The organism is Acidimicrobiales bacterium, assembly GCA_040219515.1.
In the GTDB taxonomy this organism is placed as follows: domain Bacteria; phylum Actinomycetota; class Acidimicrobiia; order Acidimicrobiales; family Aldehydirespiratoraceae; genus JAJRXC01.
The window spans coordinates 110049-127856 of sequence record JAVJSI010000018.1; the positions used below are offsets into that span (position 1 = coordinate 110049).

Annotated in this window: 17 protein-coding genes and 1 tRNA gene; 2 read left to right on the forward strand and 16 right to left on the reverse strand. The window is 67.4% G+C overall.

The features are described from left to right. Nucleotides 1-12: 12 nt before the first annotated feature. From RIB98_18745 to RIB98_18800, 12 genes are all read right to left on the reverse strand, one after another. Nucleotides 13-714 carry a lysophospholipid acyltransferase family protein gene (locus RIB98_18745; GenBank protein MEQ8843021.1) on the reverse strand — a complete coding sequence of 234 codons (702 nt, stop codon included), beginning with the start codon at nt 712-714 and terminating at the stop codon, nt 13-15. An 89-nt stretch (nt 715-803) separates the two neighbouring features. Continuing rightward, nucleotides 804-986, reverse strand: coding sequence for a hypothetical protein (locus RIB98_18750; protein ID MEQ8843022.1), 183 nt, complete (start codon nt 984-986; stop codon nt 804-806). Between the two features lie 57 nt (nt 987-1043). Beyond that, nucleotides 1044-1313 carry a mycothiol system anti-sigma-R factor gene (gene rsrA, locus RIB98_18755; GenBank protein MEQ8843023.1) on the reverse strand — a complete coding sequence of 90 codons (270 nt, stop codon included), beginning with the start codon at nt 1311-1313 and terminating at the stop codon, nt 1044-1046. A gap of 2 nt (nt 1314-1315) precedes the next feature. Beyond that, on the reverse strand, nt 1316-1924 hold the full coding sequence (locus tag RIB98_18760; protein ID MEQ8843024.1) for a sigma-70 family RNA polymerase sigma factor: 609 nt from the start codon (nt 1922-1924) through the stop codon (nt 1316-1318). A gap of 32 nt (nt 1925-1956) precedes the next feature. Next, nucleotides 1957-2032: transfer RNA gene (locus RIB98_18765), tRNA-Thr, on the reverse strand. A 62-nt stretch (nt 2033-2094) separates the two neighbouring features. Then, nucleotides 2095-3174, reverse strand: a complete 1080-nt coding sequence (locus RIB98_18770; protein MEQ8843025.1) for a hypothetical protein — start codon at nt 3172-3174, stop codon at nt 2095-2097. Continuing rightward, nucleotides 3171-3779 (reverse strand): dTMP kinase, encoded by a 609-nt coding sequence (tmk, locus tag RIB98_18775; GenBank protein MEQ8843026.1) that lies wholly within the window; start codon nt 3777-3779, stop codon nt 3171-3173. The genes RIB98_18770 and tmk overlap by 4 nt, the downstream gene beginning before the upstream one ends. After that, nucleotides 3776-5233: an MFS transporter gene (locus RIB98_18780; GenBank protein MEQ8843027.1), complete on the reverse strand. Its 1458-nt coding sequence runs from the start codon at nt 5231-5233 to the stop codon at nt 3776-3778. Before RIB98_18780 ends, tmk begins: the two co-directional genes overlap by 4 nt. A gap of 42 nt (nt 5234-5275) precedes the next feature. Beyond that, entirely contained in the window at nt 5276-8017 is a 2742-nt protein-coding gene (topA, locus tag RIB98_18785; protein ID MEQ8843028.1) for a type I DNA topoisomerase, read from the reverse strand. Nucleotides 8018-8097: 80 nt separating this feature from the next. Continuing rightward, entirely contained in the window at nt 8098-9462 is a 1365-nt protein-coding gene (gene nhaA, locus RIB98_18790; protein ID MEQ8843029.1) for a Na+/H+ antiporter NhaA, read from the reverse strand. 15 nt (nt 9463-9477) lie between these two features. Next, nucleotides 9478-9975 (reverse strand): ATP-binding protein, encoded by a 498-nt coding sequence (locus tag RIB98_18795; protein MEQ8843030.1) that lies wholly within the window; start codon nt 9973-9975, stop codon nt 9478-9480. Then, nucleotides 9972-10322 carry an STAS domain-containing protein gene (locus RIB98_18800; protein MEQ8843031.1) on the reverse strand — a complete coding sequence of 117 codons (351 nt, stop codon included), beginning with the start codon at nt 10320-10322 and terminating at the stop codon, nt 9972-9974. The genes RIB98_18795 and RIB98_18800 overlap by 4 nt, the downstream gene beginning before the upstream one ends. Nucleotides 10323-10419: 97 nt before the next feature. Here RIB98_18800 and RIB98_18805 point away from each other — a divergent pair, with 97 nt between their 5' ends. Then, on the forward strand, nt 10420-12792 hold the full coding sequence (locus RIB98_18805; GenBank protein MEQ8843032.1) for a DEAD/DEAH box helicase: 2373 nt from the start codon (nt 10420-10422) through the stop codon (nt 12790-12792). 79 nt (nt 12793-12871) lie between these two features. Further along, the gene (locus tag RIB98_18810; protein MEQ8843033.1) at nt 12872-14806 is read left to right on the forward strand and encodes an HD-GYP domain-containing protein; all 1935 of its coding nucleotides are present in this window, start codon (nt 12872-12874) and stop codon (nt 14804-14806) included. 4 nt (nt 14807-14810) lie between these two features. Here the strand turns inward: RIB98_18810 and RIB98_18815 are convergent, their stop codons facing one another. The 4 genes from RIB98_18815 to RIB98_18830 form a co-directional block, all read right to left on the reverse strand. Next, nucleotides 14811-14966, reverse strand: coding sequence for a hypothetical protein (locus tag RIB98_18815; GenBank protein MEQ8843034.1), 156 nt, complete (start codon nt 14964-14966; stop codon nt 14811-14813). 725 nt (nt 14967-15691) lie between these two features. Continuing rightward, nucleotides 15692-16207, reverse strand: coding sequence for a hypothetical protein (locus RIB98_18820; protein MEQ8843035.1), 516 nt, complete (start codon nt 16205-16207; stop codon nt 15692-15694). A gap of 913 nt (nt 16208-17120) precedes the next feature. Then, the gene (locus tag RIB98_18825) at nt 17121-17522 is read right to left on the reverse strand and encodes a pilus assembly protein (GenBank protein ID MEQ8843036.1); all 402 of its coding nucleotides are present in this window, start codon (nt 17520-17522) and stop codon (nt 17121-17123) included. After that, nucleotides 17519-17758: a DUF4244 domain-containing protein gene (locus RIB98_18830; protein MEQ8843037.1), complete on the reverse strand. Its 240-nt coding sequence runs from the start codon at nt 17756-17758 to the stop codon at nt 17519-17521. Before RIB98_18830 ends, RIB98_18825 begins: the two co-directional genes overlap by 4 nt. Nucleotides 17759-17808 lie beyond the last annotated feature (50 nt).

The window sequence follows — 17808 nt, forward strand, 5'->3', positions numbered from 1 at the left end:
GGGCCGGGTGCCCTAGGCGGCGAACACCGGCGTGGGGGGATTCGCCGCGGCGTCGCGCTCGCGGGGCTGGCCGGTGAGAACCGCGATCGTGTCCATCACCTCGTCGGTGATCTCGCGCTTCACCGCGCCGGTGGGGCGGCAGCCGGTCCAACGACCGAGATCGATCGGAGCGCCGAAGCGGACCGTGATCGGCGAGCGCCGTGGCAGCAGCGAGTCGGCCGGCATCGCCGCGTCCGAGCCGATGATGCCGACGGGAACGATCGGCGCGCCGCTCTTCAGCGCCAAGTGGGCAACGCCGACGTGGCCCTCGTGCAGCAGGCCGTCGCGGGAGCGTGTGCCCTCGGGGAAGATCCCGACGATCTCACCGGCCTTCAGACGGTCGATCGCGAGTCCAAGGCTGCGACCCACGCTCTTGCCGGAACGATCGACGGGGATCATCCCCGCGGCCGGGAAGAGTCGCCGGGTGGCCGGCATCGTCAGGTACTCGGCCTTGCCGAGGAAGGTCACCTGACGGCGGCACGAGTACATGAGCAGCACCGAGTCGATGAAGGACAGATGGTTGGCGGCGAAGATCACGCCACCGTGGGTCGGCACGTTGGCGAGACCCTGTCGGTCGACGTTGAGCCAGCCTCGATGAAGCGGCGCCGTCGCTCGGCGAACACTCCAGTAGCGCCGACCGATCCGGTCATTCTCGAGCACACCGGTGAGTTCCATGGGCCCACCGTGACGGCTCAACGTGGCGGGCGTATCGCCGCCACATGAACAACAGATTTCAGCTCGCTGTCACCCGGTCTCGGGCGGGCTCAGTCGTCGAGGATCTTCCCTCGCATGCGGGGTACGACCATGACCGCGTGCAACGCGCAGAACTCCTGCTCGTTGTAGACGCTGAGCTGGGTCGTGCAACCCGCTTCGTCGCACACTCGGCCACCGTCGGCGAGGGGGAGATTCCGTTCGATACTGGTGAAGCGCTCGGCTTGAACTCGCATACCGTCGACAACGTCACGAGCCGCCGAAGAGTTCCCCTCGAGCGAGAAAAAGTCGGGTCAGCGACCCATCTCGTTGCGGATGGCCTCGGCGATACGGAGACGCAGCGCATCGGGCACCCTTTCCTGACAGCGCATCGAGATGACCTGGCGTAGCTCGGTCTCGAAAACGTAGCGATCACCGCAGGGCGGACAGCGATCGAGATGCGTGCGGATGATGGTGCGACGATGCACAGTCAACTCGCCGTCGAGATACGTGTAGAGCTCGGCCAACGCCTGCTGGCAGTCGGGGTCCCCCGCACACGGATCGGGCTCTGGAGTGTTTGCCATGATCAGTTCTCGTCGCTCGACTCGGCACCGACGGCGGCGGGCTCCGGATCATCCGGGAGCAACCTTCGCTGTGCGGCGAATTCGTACAACCGCTTCTGGAGCTGCTTTCTTCCACGATGCAGACGACTCATCACCGTGCCGATCGGGACATCGAGGATCTCGGCGATCTCCTTGTAGGCGAAGCCTTCGACATCGGCGAGCAGGATCGGCATCCGATAGTGCTCGGGGAGGTCCTCGACCGCGTCCTTCACCTCGGCTTCGCCGAAGAGATCCATCAGCTCGTCCTCCGCGCTGCGTCCGAGCGCGGCGCCTTCGAGTCCACCGATGCGGCGGTACAGGTAGAGGTCCTCGACCTCGCCCAGGTCCTGCTCGTCGGGACGACGTTGCTTCTTGCGGTAGGCGTTGATGTAGGTGTTGGTGAGGATGCGGTACATCCACGCCTTGAGGTTGGTGCCCGCCTCGAAACGCTCGTAGGCGCGATAGGCCTTGAGATAGGTCTCCTGCACGAGGTCCTCGGCATCGGCCGGGTTGCGGGTCATGCGCAGGGCCGCGCCGTACAGCGACGGCATCAAGTCCATCGCGTCGTCTGCGAAGGTGGCTGGATCAGCCACGGGGGCCTCCTCAATGCTCCCGAGGGAGCGAGTGGAGCCCGAGACGAGAGTTGAACTCGTGACCTACGCTTTACGAGAGCGTTGCTCTACCAACTGAGCTACTCGGGCAGGACACAGAAGGTACCAAAACCGCCTCGCCGATCCTCCTCGGAACTCGGGGCGCGGCGTCGTCAGCCGAGGGGCGCGAGGCGGACGAACAAGGCCTGCAGTAGCAGCGCTTCGTTGGGGTTGCGGATGAGCGACTCGGCGGTGTGGCGGATGCGATCGACGGCATCGAGCGGGCCCTGGCGGGGGTCGCCGGCGGCGATCGCCTCGTGGTAGCGGCGGGCCAGTGTGGCCAGTCCGAACCGGAGCTCGTCGGTGCGGTACTGGCGGAGCTCGCGCCGGTGGCGCGTCTCCATCTCGCGACGACCCGACCCCCGGGTGCCGAGCTGCTCCTCGCGCGCATCGAGCGCGGCGAGCTCCTCGTCGTGGCGGGCGACCCGGGCCGTCGCGGCATCGTCGATCATCATCCGCAGCTCTTCCACCAGGGCGCCGGCCGCCGCGCCGGTGCCGTCGAGGCGGTCGGGCACGGACCACCAGGCGTCGCGGCGTGCCGCGAGTCGTTCGTCGAGCACCAGCACCCGGGCGCGGCCGAGATCGCCGTTGGCCGCCGCGGCCACCACCCGGGCCCGTTCGGGGTCGGCCAGACCCTCGACCACCAGGGCATCCGCGATGGCCTCGACCGACAGCGCGGCGAAGTCGACCCGGGTACACCGCGACTCGATGGTGATCTGATGTGGTGGTACGTCGGTGCCCAGCAGCACGAAGATCGTGCTCGCCGGCGGCTCCTCCACCAGCTTGAGCAACGCCGACGACGCGACCGCCTCGGCCGTCTGGAACTGTTCGACCACGACGATCTTTCGGGTGCCTTCGGTGGGCGAACGGCTCGCTTCCTTGATGATCGCGGGGATCTCCCCGGGGTCGGTCGACGACCCGATCCGCAGCGCGTTGCCGCTGGGTGCGAAGACGACGATGTCGGGGTGGATCAGACCGGCGGCCAGACGGCGATGGCGCTCGGCGCCCGCCGGATCGGCCGCGGCGAGCACCTCGCCGCCGAAAACCCCTGCCGCCTGACGCTTCCCGGCACCCGTCGGGCCGACGAACAGATACGCATGGACCGGCGACGCGGCGGCCGCCGCCAGTCGTCGGACCGCGTCGGGCTGGCCGACGACGGTGGCCCAGGGATCGGTGGTGATCTGGTCGCTCATGTCGATCGAGCCAACCAGCCGTCGAACGCGTCGTCGACCCGGGCCTCGACCTCCTCGACGGTGCCATCGGCGTCGACCACGAGCCACCGGTCCGGGTCGGCGGCCGCCATCTCCAGATAGCCGTTGCGCACCCGCTGATGGAACGCCGCGCCGGCGCCCTCGATGCGGTCCATACGGTCGCCGAGCCGGGCGCGGGCGACGTCGAGTTCGACATCGAGCAGCACCGTGACATCGGGCTCGGTGCCGTGGGTGGCGAACTCCATCGCCGTCCGCAGGAAGTCGAGGTCGAGGCCGCGGCCGTAGCCCTGATAGGCGAGCGCCGACGCGGTGAACCGGTCGGAGATGATGGTGCGACCGGCAGCCAGCGCCGGACCGACGATCTCGGCGACGTGCTGGGCCTTGTCGGCGATGATCAGCAGCGCCTCGGCCCGGTCGTCGAGATGGTCGTTGGTCGGATCGAGAACGACGGTCCGGATCGCCGCGCCCACATCGGTCGCACCGTGCTGGAAGGTGACCTCGACGTCGAGCCGCTGTCCGAGCCGGCGGGCCTGGGTGGACTTCCCCGATGCATCGGCGCCCTCGAAGACGATGAGCCGTCCGCTCACGAGCGATCCTCGACCAATGGCGGCGCGTCGACCGGATCGGCGGGCTCCGGCGCGAGGTAGGCACCGCTGCCGGCTCGAAGGCTCCACGACGCGAGAAGCCCCGCACCGATGATCGTCAGCGACGACAACCAGAGGGTGAGCCGCACGCCCGGGGCCAGGACGGTGAGACCGAAGATGTGGATGTCGCCGTCCCACCAACGGTTGGACAGGGTGTCGAGGCCCTCGGAGACGAGGGGCGCCACCGCCAACGACAGGAGCATGCTGAAACGCACCAGCACCAGCAGGGCCGAGAAGATGCGGCCCCGGAGCTCGTCGTCGACGTTCTCGTGCAGCAGGGTGAAGCCGAGCACGTAGATCGGGCCGGCCGCGAAGCCGACGACGCCGATGACCGGCACGACGACCGAGAGATAGGGCGACGAGGACGCCACCAGCAATGCGCCGCCGGCCAGCACGAGGACCGCCGGGAAAACGGCGGCGCGGTTGATGCGGTTCTGCAGCAGTGACGCGGTGATGACGCCCAGCGCCATGCCGAGGCCGAGCGCGAACAGCACGAGGTTGAAGTCGGCGTCGTTGCCCACGATCAGCTCGTCGACGTAGAGCGCACCGAGCGGGACGAGCATGCCGCCGCCGATCACCCCCACGCCGAGGCCCACGTTCACCGCCCTCACGATCGGGTTCACGGCGATGAACCGCCAGCCCTCGCGCAGCTCGCGCCAGGCGCCGCCGAGATCGAAGCTGCCATTTTCGCGACCGCTGCGTTCTGCTCGGGAACGCACGGGAAACGAGATGCGCCAGATGATGAGCGCGGTGATCAGGAACGAGATGCCGTCGACGTAGAACGCCAGGCCTTCCTCGTTGAGCCGCCAGGTGTCGACCCAGCCCTCGTCGGCGAGCGAGTCGGCCGCCTTGGCGAGTAGTGCGGCGAGACCGGCGGCCACCGGGAACATGCCGTAAGCGGCCGCGACGTTGAGCGAATTGGCGGTGGTGAGCTTCTCGTTCGGCACGAGGTTCGGGACGATCGCCTCCTTCGCCGGCGACCACAACATCGTGAACAGCTCGAGGAGGAACGACGCGATGACCAGCCCGAGCAGTGAGTCGACGAACGGCAGGGTGAAGAGCACCAGCGCCCGACCGATGTCGCACACGAGCAGCAGGCGTTTGCGGTTGAACCGATCGACGATCACGCCCGCCGCGGTGGCGAGGAAGAACCCCGGTGCGATACGGGTGGCCAACACCAGCGCGATGGCGGTGCCCTCCGTGCCCTCGCTCAAGCGGCTGGCCAGCGAGATCGTGGCGATCAGGCCGAGCCAGTCACCTGTCGCGGAGATGACCTGAGCGATCCAGAGACGAAAGAATTGCTGCGAGCCGAACCATGACTCGATGCGCCCACTCGGTCGCGTCTGCGACATCGCCTGGTCCATACGGGACGCGCTGTTCGACGGCCGGTTCCCCACCAGGATCACCCTAGGCGGAACCAACCCCGCCAATGCGATGGCTTATTCGGCCGACTTCTTCTTCGTGGCCTTCTTCTTGGCCGACTTCTTCTTCGCAGCCTTCTTCTTGGTGCTCTTCCTCGCCGACTTCTTCTTGGCCTTCTTGGCCGGACCCTTGGCCCGACGGTCGGCCAACAGCTCGGCGGCACGATCCACCGTCAGCTCCTCGACCGTGTCGCCCTTGCGCAACGACGCGTTGTACTCACCATCGGTGACGTAGGGGCCGAAGCGTCCGTCCTTGACGACCATCTCGTTGCCCGACTCGGGGTCGGGTCCCATTTCGCGCAACGGCGGCTTCGCCGTCTGCCCCCGCCCGCGCTTCGGCTCGGCCAGGATCTTCAGGCATTCCTCGAGCGTGATCGTGAGCATCTGCTCCTCGGTCTGGAGGCTGCGGCTGTCCTTCCCCTTCTTGAGATAGGGGCCGTAGCGGCCGTTCTGCACGGTGATGACCTCGCCGTCGGCGGGGTCGGCGCCCACCGTGCGGGGCAGGGACAGGAGCTTCAGTGCGTCCTCGTAGGTGACCCCCTCGAGGGTCATCGTCTGGAAGAGCGATGCCGTCTTCGGCTTCTCGTCGGTGCCGTCGAAGTCCTCGAAGTTGCCCACCTGCACGTAGGGCCCGAATCGTCCGGCCTTGGCGTAGATGTCCATGCCCGTCTCGGGGTCCTGGCCGAGAACGCGACCCTCCTTGGGCTGCGACAGGTACTCCATCGCCTTGTCGAGGGTGAGCTCGTCGGGCGGGATGTCGTCGGGAATCGAAGCGGTGTCGTTCTCGTCCTTGTTCTCGCTGTCGCCCTTCTGCACGTAGGGCCCGAACTTGCCGACACGCGCCACCACGGGTTGACCGTCGTCGGTCATCCCCAACGGGATGGTGTTGACCAGGCGAGCGTCGATGTCGGGCAGACGGTTCGACACCTTCTCCTTGAGTCCGGGCTCGCCGTCCTCGCCGCCCTCTCCGAAGTAGAAGCGGGTGAGCCACGGCTCGGTGAACTCGGTGCCGCTGGCGATCTTGTCGAGGTCGTCCTCCATCTTGGCGGTGAACGCGTAGTCGACGAGGTTGGGGAAATGGCCCTCCATCACGTTGACCACCGAGAACGCGGTGAACGACGGCACGAGGGCCGAACCCTTCTTCCACACGTAGCCGCGGTTCTGAATGGTCTCGATGATCGACGCGTAGGTCGACGGACGACCCACGCCGAGCTCCTCGAGCCGCTTCACGAGCGATGCCTCGGTGAAGCGGGACGGTGGCTGGGTCTCGTGACCCTCGAACTCGAGCGGACCGGCGGCGCGGGCCGCGTCGCCCTTGTCGAGCGGCGGCAGGCGGCGTTCGTCGGCGGACTCCTCTTCCGCGCTGTCCCGGGCCGGCGCCGCAGCGGTTTCTTCGTAGACCTCGCGAAAGCCTCGGTGCGTGATGACGGTGCCGCTGGCGCTGAACTCGACGTCCTTGCCGCGAGCGCTCGTGGCGCCCAGTCGGAGCTGCACGGTCTCGCCCGTGCAGTCGGTCATCTGTGAGGCGACGGTGCGCTTCCAGATGAGTTCGTAGACCCGCGCTTCGGAGACGGGCACCTCGTTGGCCACGTCGTCGGGCAGCCGGAACGCGTCGCCCGCCGGCCGGATGGCCTCGTGGGCCTCCTGGGCGTTCTTCGACTTCTTCGTGTAGAGGCGGGGCCCGTCGGGCAGGAACTCCTTGCCGTAACGCTCGGTGATCATCGTGCGGGCGGCTTGCAATGCGGTGTCGGACAGCGTGGTGCTGTCGGTTCGCATGTAGGTGATGTAGCCCTTTTCGTAGAGCCCCTGGGCCGCGCGCATCGCCATCGCCGACGACAGGCCGAGCTTGTTGCCCGCCTCCTGCTGGAACGTCGAGGTGATGAACGGGGCAGCCGGACGGCGCCGGTAGGGCTTCGACTCGCGGGACCGCACTTCGTAGGGCACCCCGTCGAGATCGCCGACCAGTTCGGTGGCGCCGGCCTCGTCGAGCACGACCACGTCGTCGCGCGAGAGCCGTCCGTCGTCGCCGAAGTCACGGCCGCTGGCGAGGCGGACACCGTCGATCTGGACGAGCGCGGCCGAGAACTCGGAGGAACGCGAACCGTTCCCGGTGTCAGCCTCAACCGCGGCGAACTGTCCCTTGACGTCCCAGTAGCCGGCCGACACGAACGCCATGCGTTCACGCTCGCGCTCGACCACCAGACGGGTGCCGACGCTCTGGACTCGGCCTGCCGACAGCTGCGGCATGATCTTCTTCCACAGCACCGGCGAGACCTCGTAGCCATAGAGGCGGTCGAGGATGCGGCGGGCTTCCTGGGCGTCGACCATCTTGCGGTCGAGTTCACGGGGGGAGTCGATGGCGGACTGGATGGCCTTCTCGGTGATCTCGTGGAACACCATGCGCTTGACCGGCACCTGCGGATTGAGCACCTCGATCAGGTGCCAGGCGATCGCCTCGCCCTCGCGATCCTCATCCGTTGCGAGATAGAGCTCGTCGGCGTCCTCGAGCAACGACTTCAGCAGCCGGATGTGCTCCTTCTTGTCGGCGTTCTCGACGTAGAGCGGCTTGAAGCCGTTGTCCACGTCGATGCCGGTGCGCGCCCACTTCTCGCCCTTGAAGGCCTTGGGCACGTCGGCCGCGTTGCGCGGAAGGTCGCGGACGTGCCCGATCGACGACTCAACGGTGTAGCCGTCGCCGAGGTACTCGGCGATCTTCTTGGCTTTCGCCGGGGATTCGACGATGACGAGAGCATTGGCCACGGAGGGGAACCAAACCTGTTCTTTGGAGGGCTGTCAACTGAAGCTGTCGACCCATACTGGCCGCAGTTGAACGAAAACCGTCATGAGGGGGTCGGGACCAGCTCGTCCATCTCGACCTCGGGGACCACCTTCGAGCGAGAGAGAATGGCTGCGCCGAACACCGCCGCGATGGCCGAGGCCGCCAGGATGCCGATGCGTGCCTCGTCCGCCAACAGCGGCTCGTCGAACGCCAAACCGGTGACGAACAGCGACACCGTGAACCCGATACCGGCCATCGCGGCCAGGCCGATCACGTCGACCCACGAGGCGCCCCTCGGGAGCGACGCGAGACCGCTCCTGATGGCGACCCAGGTGAAGAACGAGATGCCGATCAGCTTGCCGAACACGAGGCCGATGACGATGCCGAGGGTGACCGGCGACGTCACCGCCCCGGAGAGCGTGTCGGTCGAGAGCATCACGCCGGCATTGGCCAGGGCGAAGACCGGGATGATGATGTAGCTCGAGAAGGGGTGCAGGACATCATCGAGCCGGGAGGCCACGGAGACCTGCTCCTTGAGTTCGAAGTTGACCCGCCGCACCACCGGTGCCGAGGCGGTGCCGGCTGCGACTTGGCGCACCAACTCGTCGGCTCCGTCCTCGATGGACGATTTCAGCGGCACGGCGGGGGTGATGAGTCCGAGGATCACGCCGGCGATCGTGGCGTGGATGCCGGACTCGAACACGGCCAGCCAGATGAAGGTACCCGCAACCACGTAGGCCGGGATCCACCAGATCTTCACGATGCGCATGGCCACCACGACGAGGATTCCGGCGATGGCGAGCAGGAACCAGATCGAAGAGAAGTCATCGGTGTAGAAGAACGCGATCACCGCGATCGCGCCGATGTCGTCGACGATCGCCAGGGTGAGAAGGAACACCTTCATGGCGCTCGGTACGCGATCGCCGAGCAGCGACACGACGCCGACGGCAAAGGCGATGTCGGTGGCCATGGGAATGCCCCAGCCCTGGGCGCCGTCGCCGCCCGCATTGATGAGGAGATAGATGAGCGCGGGCACGGCCATGCCACCCACCGCAGCAATTGCCGGGAGCGCCGCCGCTCGTGGGTCACGGAGTTCGCCGGTGACGAGTTCGCGTTTGATCTCGAGGCCCACCACGAAGAAGAAGATCGCCATCAACGCGTCGTTGACCCAGTCGAGGATCGACTCGTCGAGCTCGAGGAGATCGCCGACCTGGAAGCTGATGTGCGTCTCGAGGATGGTGTGGTACGACTCGCTCCACGGCGAGTTCGCCCAGACGATCGCGACCAACGTCGCGATCAGCAGCAGGATGCCGCCGGCCGCTTCGACGCGGAGAAAGTTGCGCACGGGTCGGCCCACTCGGCGGGCGAGCGTGCGGTCGCCGCCGAGCCAGGTCAGCGTGGAGAGTGGGAGGTCGTTGCCAGCCATAGACGAGACGAGACGCTATCCGTGGGAATCGCGTCGCCGACGCTTCGACGAATAGACGACCAGACGGACGTCGGTGCCATCGTCGGTGGCCGAGAATTCCGACTCGTCGGCGAGCATCCGTATCAGGTGGACGCCCAGGCCCGATTCGTGGAGCAGGCGCTCGGGCGCGTCGGGCTCGGGCAACTCGGGAACGGCGTCGGGCTCGAAGCCCATCCCCATGTCGTGGACGACGACGGCGATCTCCTCGTCGGCGAGATTGCACTGGATGCGGATCCGATCGGTGACGCCGTGAAGGTCGTGCGACTCGATCGCGTTGGTGGTCGCTTCGCTCACTGCGACGCGAAGGTCGTCGATGCGCGACGACTCGATGTCGGGTTCGATCTCGGCGGCGGCGGCAACCACCACGCGAACGAGCGAGACGTACTCTGTGCGGGCCGGGATCTCGAGCACGATCTCACCGGGACGGAAGTCCGCCACCGCCATCTCGTCGCCCGACGGCCCGTCGCCGTTCACGCTGATGCCACCGTGCCGGCCACCGCATCGTCGACGGTCGGGTGCAGCACGAAGACGCGGTCGAGGTCGCACACCTCGAAGACGCGGCGGACCCGGGGTTCGGGCACCACCAGCCGCACGTCGCCGTCGAGAAGCCGGGAGCGTTTGAGCGCCCCCACGACCACGCCGAGCCCGAACGAATCGATGAAGTCGACACCGGTGAGATCGAGCACCAGATGGTGGTGTCCGGCCCGCACTTCTCCCATCACGACCTGACGGAGTTCGGGACCGCCGACCACGTCGAGTTCGCCCGCGATCGTGATGACGGTCCACGAACCCTCACGATGCGAGTGCGTCACGATCTGCACAGAGGTGACGGTAATACGGCCAGCCGGCGGAGACACCGAACCCCCGACCAAACCCCATCGTTGTGATTCGGCCACACCCGACCCGTAGTCTGCGGGCATGGCCCTCGCTCCCGAGCCGCTTCCGCATCCCGCGGATGTCGCCCCGGAGCGCGACGCGGCCGGCCTGCGCATCGCCGCTCCGCCGCTGCCGCGCACGCCCGCCTTCGAACAGCTGCTCACCGAACTCGCCGACGACGGCCGTCTCGTGCATGTCGAACATCTCCCCGAGCGCGCCGAACGCTTCGCCGCTCTCGAGCGACCCCTGCCGCCGGCACTGCTCGCCGCGGTCGGCGACGAGCCGTTGTGGAGCCACCAGGCCGAGGCCATTGATCTGGCTCGGCGGGGCGAGAACGTCGTCATCGCCACCGGGACGGCGTCGGGCAAGTCGCGCTGTTTCCAGCTGCCGATCGCCGAGGCGGTCATCGATCCCATCAAGCCGGGCACGGCGATGGTCCTCTATCCCACCAAGGCACTGGCCCACGATCAGCTGCGGGCCCTCAGCGCCATGGGTTTCCCCGAGCTGCTGGCCGGCGCCTACGACGGCGACGCCACCCCCGAGGAGAAGACGTGGATCCGCGACCACGCCAACGTCGTGCTCACCAATCCCGAGATGCTCCACGGCGGGCTCCTTCCCCGTCATGGCAAATGGGACGGGTTCCTGATGCGGCTTCGCTATGTGGTGGTCGACGAACTCCACGTGCTGCGGGGCATCTTCGGCACCCATGTCGCGCACATCCTCCGGCGGTTGCGGCGGATCTGTCGCCACTACGGGAGCGACCCCACGTTCATCTTCTGTTCGGCCACCATCGGTGATCCCGCTCGTCTCGCGTCGGCGTTGTGCGCCGCACCGGTCACCGCCGTCACCGACGACGGGTCGCCGGCCGGCCCGCGCCGCTTCGCCCTCCTCGACCCGCCCGTCGTCGACGAATCGACGGGCGTGCGTTCAGCGGCCAACTCCGAGTGCGCGTCGGTCACCGCCGCCCTCGTCGCCTCGGGTCACCGCACCATCACCTTCTGCCGCTCGCGCAAGGGAACCGAACTCGTTGCCGGTGATGTCCGGGGCCGGCTGCCGGCCGAACTCCGCGAGTCGGTGGTGGCGTATCGTGCCGGCTACCTGGCCGACGAACGCCGAGCGATCGAACACGAATTGTTCGGCGGCGACCTCCGCGGGGTGGTGTCCACCTCCGCCCTCGAGCTGGGTGTCGACATCGGCGGGCTCGACGCATGTGTGATGAACGGGTTCCCCGGCACCATCGCCTCGATGTGGCAGCAGGCCGGCCGGGCCGGGCGGCGCAGCGCCCCGTCGGTCACGGTGCTGGTGGGCGGCGACGACCAACTCGACCGCTACCTGATGGCCCACCCCGACGAGGTGTTCCAGCGCCCGCCCGAGCCATCGGTGGTCAACACCGCCAACCCGTTCATCCTCGACCCTCACCTGGCGTGCGCGGCCTACGAACTGCCGATCAGCTACGACGACCGGCGGTGGTGGACCGAGGAAGAACTCCACAACGGGGTCCGCGACCTCGTCCGGGCCGACGAACTCCGGCTGCGACGGCGGTGGCGCAACGGCACCGAGGAGCCGTTCGCCCACTGGTGCGGTACCGGCTATCCGTCGCGGGGCATCAGCCTGCGATCGGGTTCGGCCGGCGAGGTCCGCATCGTCGACCACGCCACCAACCGATTGATCGGCACCGTCGACGAGAGTCGGGCCCACAGCTCCGTCCACGACGGCGCCATCTATCTCCACCGCGGCAACGCGTTCGAGGTGGTGCGCCTCGACCTCGATGCGCTCGAGGCCCGCGTGGTCGAGGCCGACGGCGGCGAGTACACCCAGGCCCGCAGCGGCACCGACATCCGGGTGCTGTCCACCGAGTCGTCGCGACCCGTCGGCGCGGCCACGCTCCACCTCGGCTCGGTCGAGGTCCTCACGCAGGTGACCGGCTACCAGCTGCGCGATTCCCGCTCCCGCAAGATCCTGTCCAACGAGACGCTCGACCTCCCCGAGCAGCGGCTGATCACCCGCGCGTTCTGGTACACGATCGACGCCGACCTGGTCGCGGCGGCCGGCCACGACGTGCCCGGCACGCTCCACGCGGCGGAGCACGCGGCGATCGGGCTCCTTCCCCTCTTCACGATCTGTGACCGTTGGGATGTGGGCGGCGTGTCCACCGCCGGCCACGCCGACACCGCCAGCCCCACCATCTTCGTCTACGACGGCTACCCCGGCGGCGCCGGCATCGCCGAGCTGGGGTGGGAGGCGGGCGCCGACCACCTTCGCGCCACCCGCGACGTGATCAACGCGTGCCCGTGTCGAGATGGCTGTCCGTCGTGCGTGCAGTCGCCCAAGTGCGGCAACGGCAACGAACCACTCGACAAGCACGGCGCTTCCACCCTTCTGGACTCGATTCTTCGCACCATCGAGACTGAATAGAGTCTCACGGGTAGGCCGTTCGGCCCACCCGTGCAATGACAAACCTCATTTCCCTTCCCGCCACACCGACGGGAGAGAGGTGAAGACCGAGAACGAGACGGCCGAGCGCGAGTGGACGGGCCGACCGGTTCTCGCGCGCGTGGTGCGCGTCCTCGTTCTCGCCGTTCCTTTCGTCGCCGTCACCGCCGGGGCCTGGCGACTGAACCGGCAGCTGGGGCTACCGGCGTCGCTGATCGAGGCGACCGCCCGCTGGGCGGTGCTCTCCGTCATCTCGACGATGGTGCTGATCGCGATCGACCGGGCCGCCCGACGGCACCTCCCGCTCTCGACTCTCCTGCAACTCTCGATCGTCTTTCCCGACCACGCCCCGTCACGGTTCAAGATGGCGCTGCGACGCGGCACGACGAAACAGCTCGCCCAGGAAGTCGCGTCGCTGGACAACGACTCGGCCCAGGAAGCGGCCGAGTGCATGATGCAGATCGTCAGCCGGCTCACCGCCCACGACCGACTGACCCGCGGCCACACCGAGCGGGTCCGCGCCTACACCGACCTCATCGCGGCCGAGATGGAACTCCTCCCTGAGGAACGACTCAAGCTCCAGTGGGCGGCGCTGCTCCACGACATCGGCAAGCTCACCGTTCCCTCCGACGTCCTGAACAAGCGCGCGAAGCTCAGCGACCGCGAGTGGAAACGACTCCAGACCCATCCGGCGGAGGGTTGGAAAATGGTCCAGCCGATGCGCGGCTGGTTGGGTGAGTGGGCGCGCGGGGCGCGCGATCATCACGAACGCTGGGACGGCACCGGCTACCCGAGGGGCACGAACGGAACCGAGATCTCCCGGGCCGGCCGCATCATCAGCGTCGCCGACGCCTTCGACGTGATGACGAGCGTTCGGGCCTACAAGACCGCGATGGACCACGACGACGCCCGGGCCGAACTCGCCGCCTGCGCCGGCACGCAGTTCGACCCCGACGTGGTCCGTGCGTTTCTCTCCGCCTCGCTGGTCCCCAAGAACCGAGGTCGAATCGGCGCTTGGCTGGCCAACTCGCCTGTCGCCGTGCAGGCCAGTGGCGCAGCCAGCGTGCCGGCCGCGGCAACCTCCGCCGTCGCCGCCCTCTTCGCCGCCACGAGCGTGATGCTGCCGGCGATGGACACGCAACCCGATCAGGCTGCAGCCGAGCGAGTGGTCGAAGAGGTCACCACGACGACCACGTCCGTCGACGACGTCGTCACGACGACGGTCGTGCCCACGACCCCGACGACGACCACGGCCGACACCACCTCGACGACGGTCACCGTGACCACCACCACGAGCCCTCCCCGGACCACCGTGCGACCGGCGACCCCGGCAATCGCAGCGGTACCCACGATCCCGGTGACCCCAACCACTGCGGCCCCTCCCCCGTCGACGACGGCCGCGCCGCCGACCACGACCGAGGCCCCCATCGAGTCGACGACCACGACCACCACGACGCTGGCGCCGTCGACCTTTGCCGGCGGCTTCCTCGGCGGCGGCAGCGGGTCGCCACGAGCGCTCGTCGGTTCGGTGTCCGGGTCCGGGGCGACCAACTGGGACAGTGCCGCCAACACCGACCCCGGGATCACCCTGACATCGGGCCCGTCGGGACTCGCCGAGCTCGACGCCGCGCACGTCGCCGCCTGGTCGCTGCCGATCGCGGCCGACACGCGCCTGGTCGGCACCGGATCACTGCGGCTTCACGTGGCCACCCCTGACTTCGCCACCGGTCCGCCCGGCGGTCTCGCCGCCGGCATCTCCGACTGCGCATCAGGCCTCAGCTCGTGCACCACAATCGCAAGTGGCCAGGTGATCTTCACCCAGGACTCGTTCGGCGCCGACTTCGGCGTCGCAACGGTGAACTTCGGCGCGATCGACTACACGGTCCCCGCGGGACACAGCTTGGTCGTGAGCATGACGGTGCCCCAGGCGATGGCCAACGACACCTGGCTCGCGTTCGGCACCGCCGACCACCCCTCGCAGTTCCGTCTCACATGAGCGGCTACTCGCGCTGCATGACGGCCACACCGACCAGTTCGACGTCACCGATCATCGAGCCGACCATGGCCACGTCGGTGGGGTCGCGGTAGCGCACGGTGACCACCACGGTGTCGGCGCGGCGATCGATGGTGACGGCGACCCGATCAGCCGCAGCCACCGCCAGCGTGGACGGCTGGGCGCACGGCTTCGATCTCGACGCTGCTCTGAACCCGCTCGAACCGAGGAGCCTGCTGATCTAGCGATCGGCCGCCTGCGCTGGACGGCCTCGCTCACGCCAGGGGGTCGTCGCGTCCTTACTCCCCCACTGAGGCCGTACCGCTCCAGAAACTGTCGAACGTCTCACATGTGAACGAAGTGGTGATGTCCGGGCCATCCGAGTATTCGTTCCAGTAAGGAGCCGTGTATCCCCCGTCGTTGTTGTCATTCGACTCTGGACGCACTCTCGACTGGACCAGATCGCCTTGAGCAGTGACGTTCACAAGACGCAAAGGCGTATCCGCACAGAGGGAGTCCACCCGCAGATACGAAACTAAGTTCTGCTGGGACCTCTCTCCAGCATCCTCGCGGTAGATGTAGACCTCGACCGGCGGGAGGGATGCTCCTCTATCATCCGACTCATCCGCACAGGCGGGAGCCAGATAGACCAAACCGACTCCGATCGCAGTCACGACTCTCACGGCTGACGACGGTAGCCGAAGCAGTCACCAGTTGACCGGGGTCCGCTCCAAGTCCGCATCGATCAAGGCACGGAAGCCCGAGCGTCAAAGCCAGCGACATCCTCGTCACGCTCGCGGGCAGGGCGCACGTACCACTTTCCCGTCTCGGGGTCCTCCACAGCGGGTGGAGTCCGAGACGGGGTCGCTGACCTCGATGCCGGCGACACTACCGCCGGGGTCGTGATGCGGGTGTCGCCAGAACCAGCCTGATCGGTTCGCCATGCCACAACGGTGTCGATCTTCTTCTGGTCGATGTCTTCGAGGAGTTGGTCCCGATCCGGCCGAAACGCATCACGGTCGCAGCCACTGACTGCTGGGTCCGTCTTCGTCGTCGCGACGACCGATCGCCCTCCTCCGTCCGCTCGTTGATGAGCTTCTCGCACACCGCCTGCTGTCGATCGACCGCGGTGTTCGCACCGCTGGTGCTCACCTCCTCAGTCGTCGAGCGACGCATGCAGATAGAAAACTTGCGGTCGCTGGCCTTCACAGCGGCACGACCTCGCCCTTGGCGGACAGCATCGCCTTGGCAGTTATCTACTCGCGCACCCCGGCTCGTCTCGCCGCCCTCGATGAGGTCAGCGACCTTGGCGTCCTTGCTGCCGGCACGCCGCGCGTCCCAACCCTTGGACGCTTCCTCGGCAGCGGCCAAGTAGGCGAACTCCTCCTCCGAGCGCTCCGCCATCGTCAGGACCAGCGGCGTCCCTCCTTGGTGATCTTGAATTAGCACCCGACATGCTCGTTGTCGACCTTGTTCCACTTCAGGTTTCCTCCCGGCGCGCGTCTCCGAGATTTAAGGGCGACCGTCTCAGATTCGATCACCCTTGGAGCCCTCTATCCGAGAGACGGCCCCCCGGGGGGGGACATGCGGACCTGTTCGAACTACGAGAAGGAGCTTTCGCCGAGTTTCGGCGGTTTTGCCAAATTTCTTGACAGCTACGACCCACACCCAACCGCAAGGCTCTGACCAGCAGGTTTAGCAGTAGACATCGTTATCCACAGGCTGTCCCCACAGGGTCCACTCGGATCCCCGGTTGACGCATTGGATCTCACCGATGTAATTTGAACGATGTCAAGCGGGCCACACGGCCTGACTTTGCATCTCTTGAACCGTCTCCAAGCGCCAAGCCCCGAGCGCCCAAAGAACCTTGTTGGACGCGTCGAAAAACGAACAAAGCCGACCCCGGACACCCTCTCCCTGCTGGCACAGAGTTGAGGTACCAAGGCCGGCTCCCCCGCCGAGACGCTGGCTGCGCCTCCCAAACGGTTCGATTCGTCCGGCCCAACCCGACACGCCGGATGCGTGTGTGGGTTGCGCACACGTAATTACAGCCGCGTAACTACGTCCGCGTCAAGCGAAGACGACCGATTCCATGAATCGCTTTGCAGATTTCTGCCGGATCCGAGGGAATGCCACGTGCAGCGCGTACCGTCGCGCGGTGAGCGCGCAGCGTGGTCAGAACTCAAACACAGTACGTGCCGAGCCACGATCCGCCGAAGCAAGTCCGGCACCGCATTTCAGGCAATCAGTAACGCGTTGACGGCGCCTGCGCCTATCTCCGAGTTCCACTTCGGTGTGGTCGAGATGGGCGGTTTCGCTACTCGCGCTGCATGACGGCCACGCCGACCAGTTCGACGTCGCCGATCATCGAGCCGACCATCGCGACGTCGGTAGGGTCGCGGTAGCGCACGGTGACCACCACGGTGTCGGCGCGGCGATCGATGGTGACGGCGACGCGATCGGCCCGTAGCGATCCGCCGGCGAGTACGGCCTCGCGGACGGCGCCGTCGCTCTCGCCCACCGCGGCGACCCGTGCGCCTTCCCGGGCGGAGTGGGTGACGATCACCCGGGCGCTGGCGACCACAGCGACCTGGCCGACGGCAAGCGCGAGCAACACCACCACCGGCAGCATGAAGGCGGCCTCGACGGTCGCCTGACCACTGCATGACCGGCCCGCCCGACGTCGATCGCGCCGGACGAGCCGGCCATGCCGGTTCACGTGATCCGACCGGCGACGCTGTCGACCACCTTGTTCAGCAGGGTTGACATCTTCCCGGTGCTGGTGGCCCAGGCGATCAACAACATCGCCACCGCGGCCGCGCCGAGCACGACGAGCGCGTACTCGGCAGTGGCCTGGCCCCGGTCGCCACGGCCCCGGCCGCTGGTACGGGCGGCCGCCTCCATCGTGACCCACATGGTCAGCGCCAGATGGCGCAGACGTTCTTCGGTTCTCACTGGATTCTCCCTCTCGTTGTCTCATGTGGGGGAAGTTCGGACATCCGGGC

Bases quoted from the DNA above. Each gene is read 5' to 3' on its own strand.
- RIB98_18745 (MEQ8843021.1), bottom strand. From the start codon at position 714: ATGGAACTCACCGGTGTGCTCGAGAATGACCGGATCGGTCGGCGCTAC.
- RIB98_18750 (MEQ8843022.1), bottom strand. From the start codon at position 986: ATGCGAGTTCAAGCCGAGCGCTTCACCAGTATCGAACGGAATCTCCCC.
- rsrA (MEQ8843023.1), bottom strand. From the start codon at position 1,313: ATGGCAAACACTCCAGAGCCCGATCCGTGTGCGGGGGACCCCGACTGC.
- RIB98_18770 (MEQ8843025.1), bottom strand. From the start codon at position 3,174: ATGAGCGACCAGATCACCACCGATCCCTGGGCCACCGTCGTCGGCCAG.
- nhaA (MEQ8843029.1), bottom strand. From the start codon at position 9,462: ATGGCTGGCAACGACCTCCCACTCTCCACGCTGACCTGGCTCGGCGGC.
- RIB98_18805 (MEQ8843032.1), top strand. From the start codon at position 10,420: ATGGCCCTCGCTCCCGAGCCGCTTCCGCATCCCGCGGATGTCGCCCCG.
- RIB98_18820 (MEQ8843035.1), bottom strand. From the start codon at position 16,207: ATGGCGGAGCGCTCGGAGGAGGAGTTCGCCTACTTGGCCGCTGCCGAG.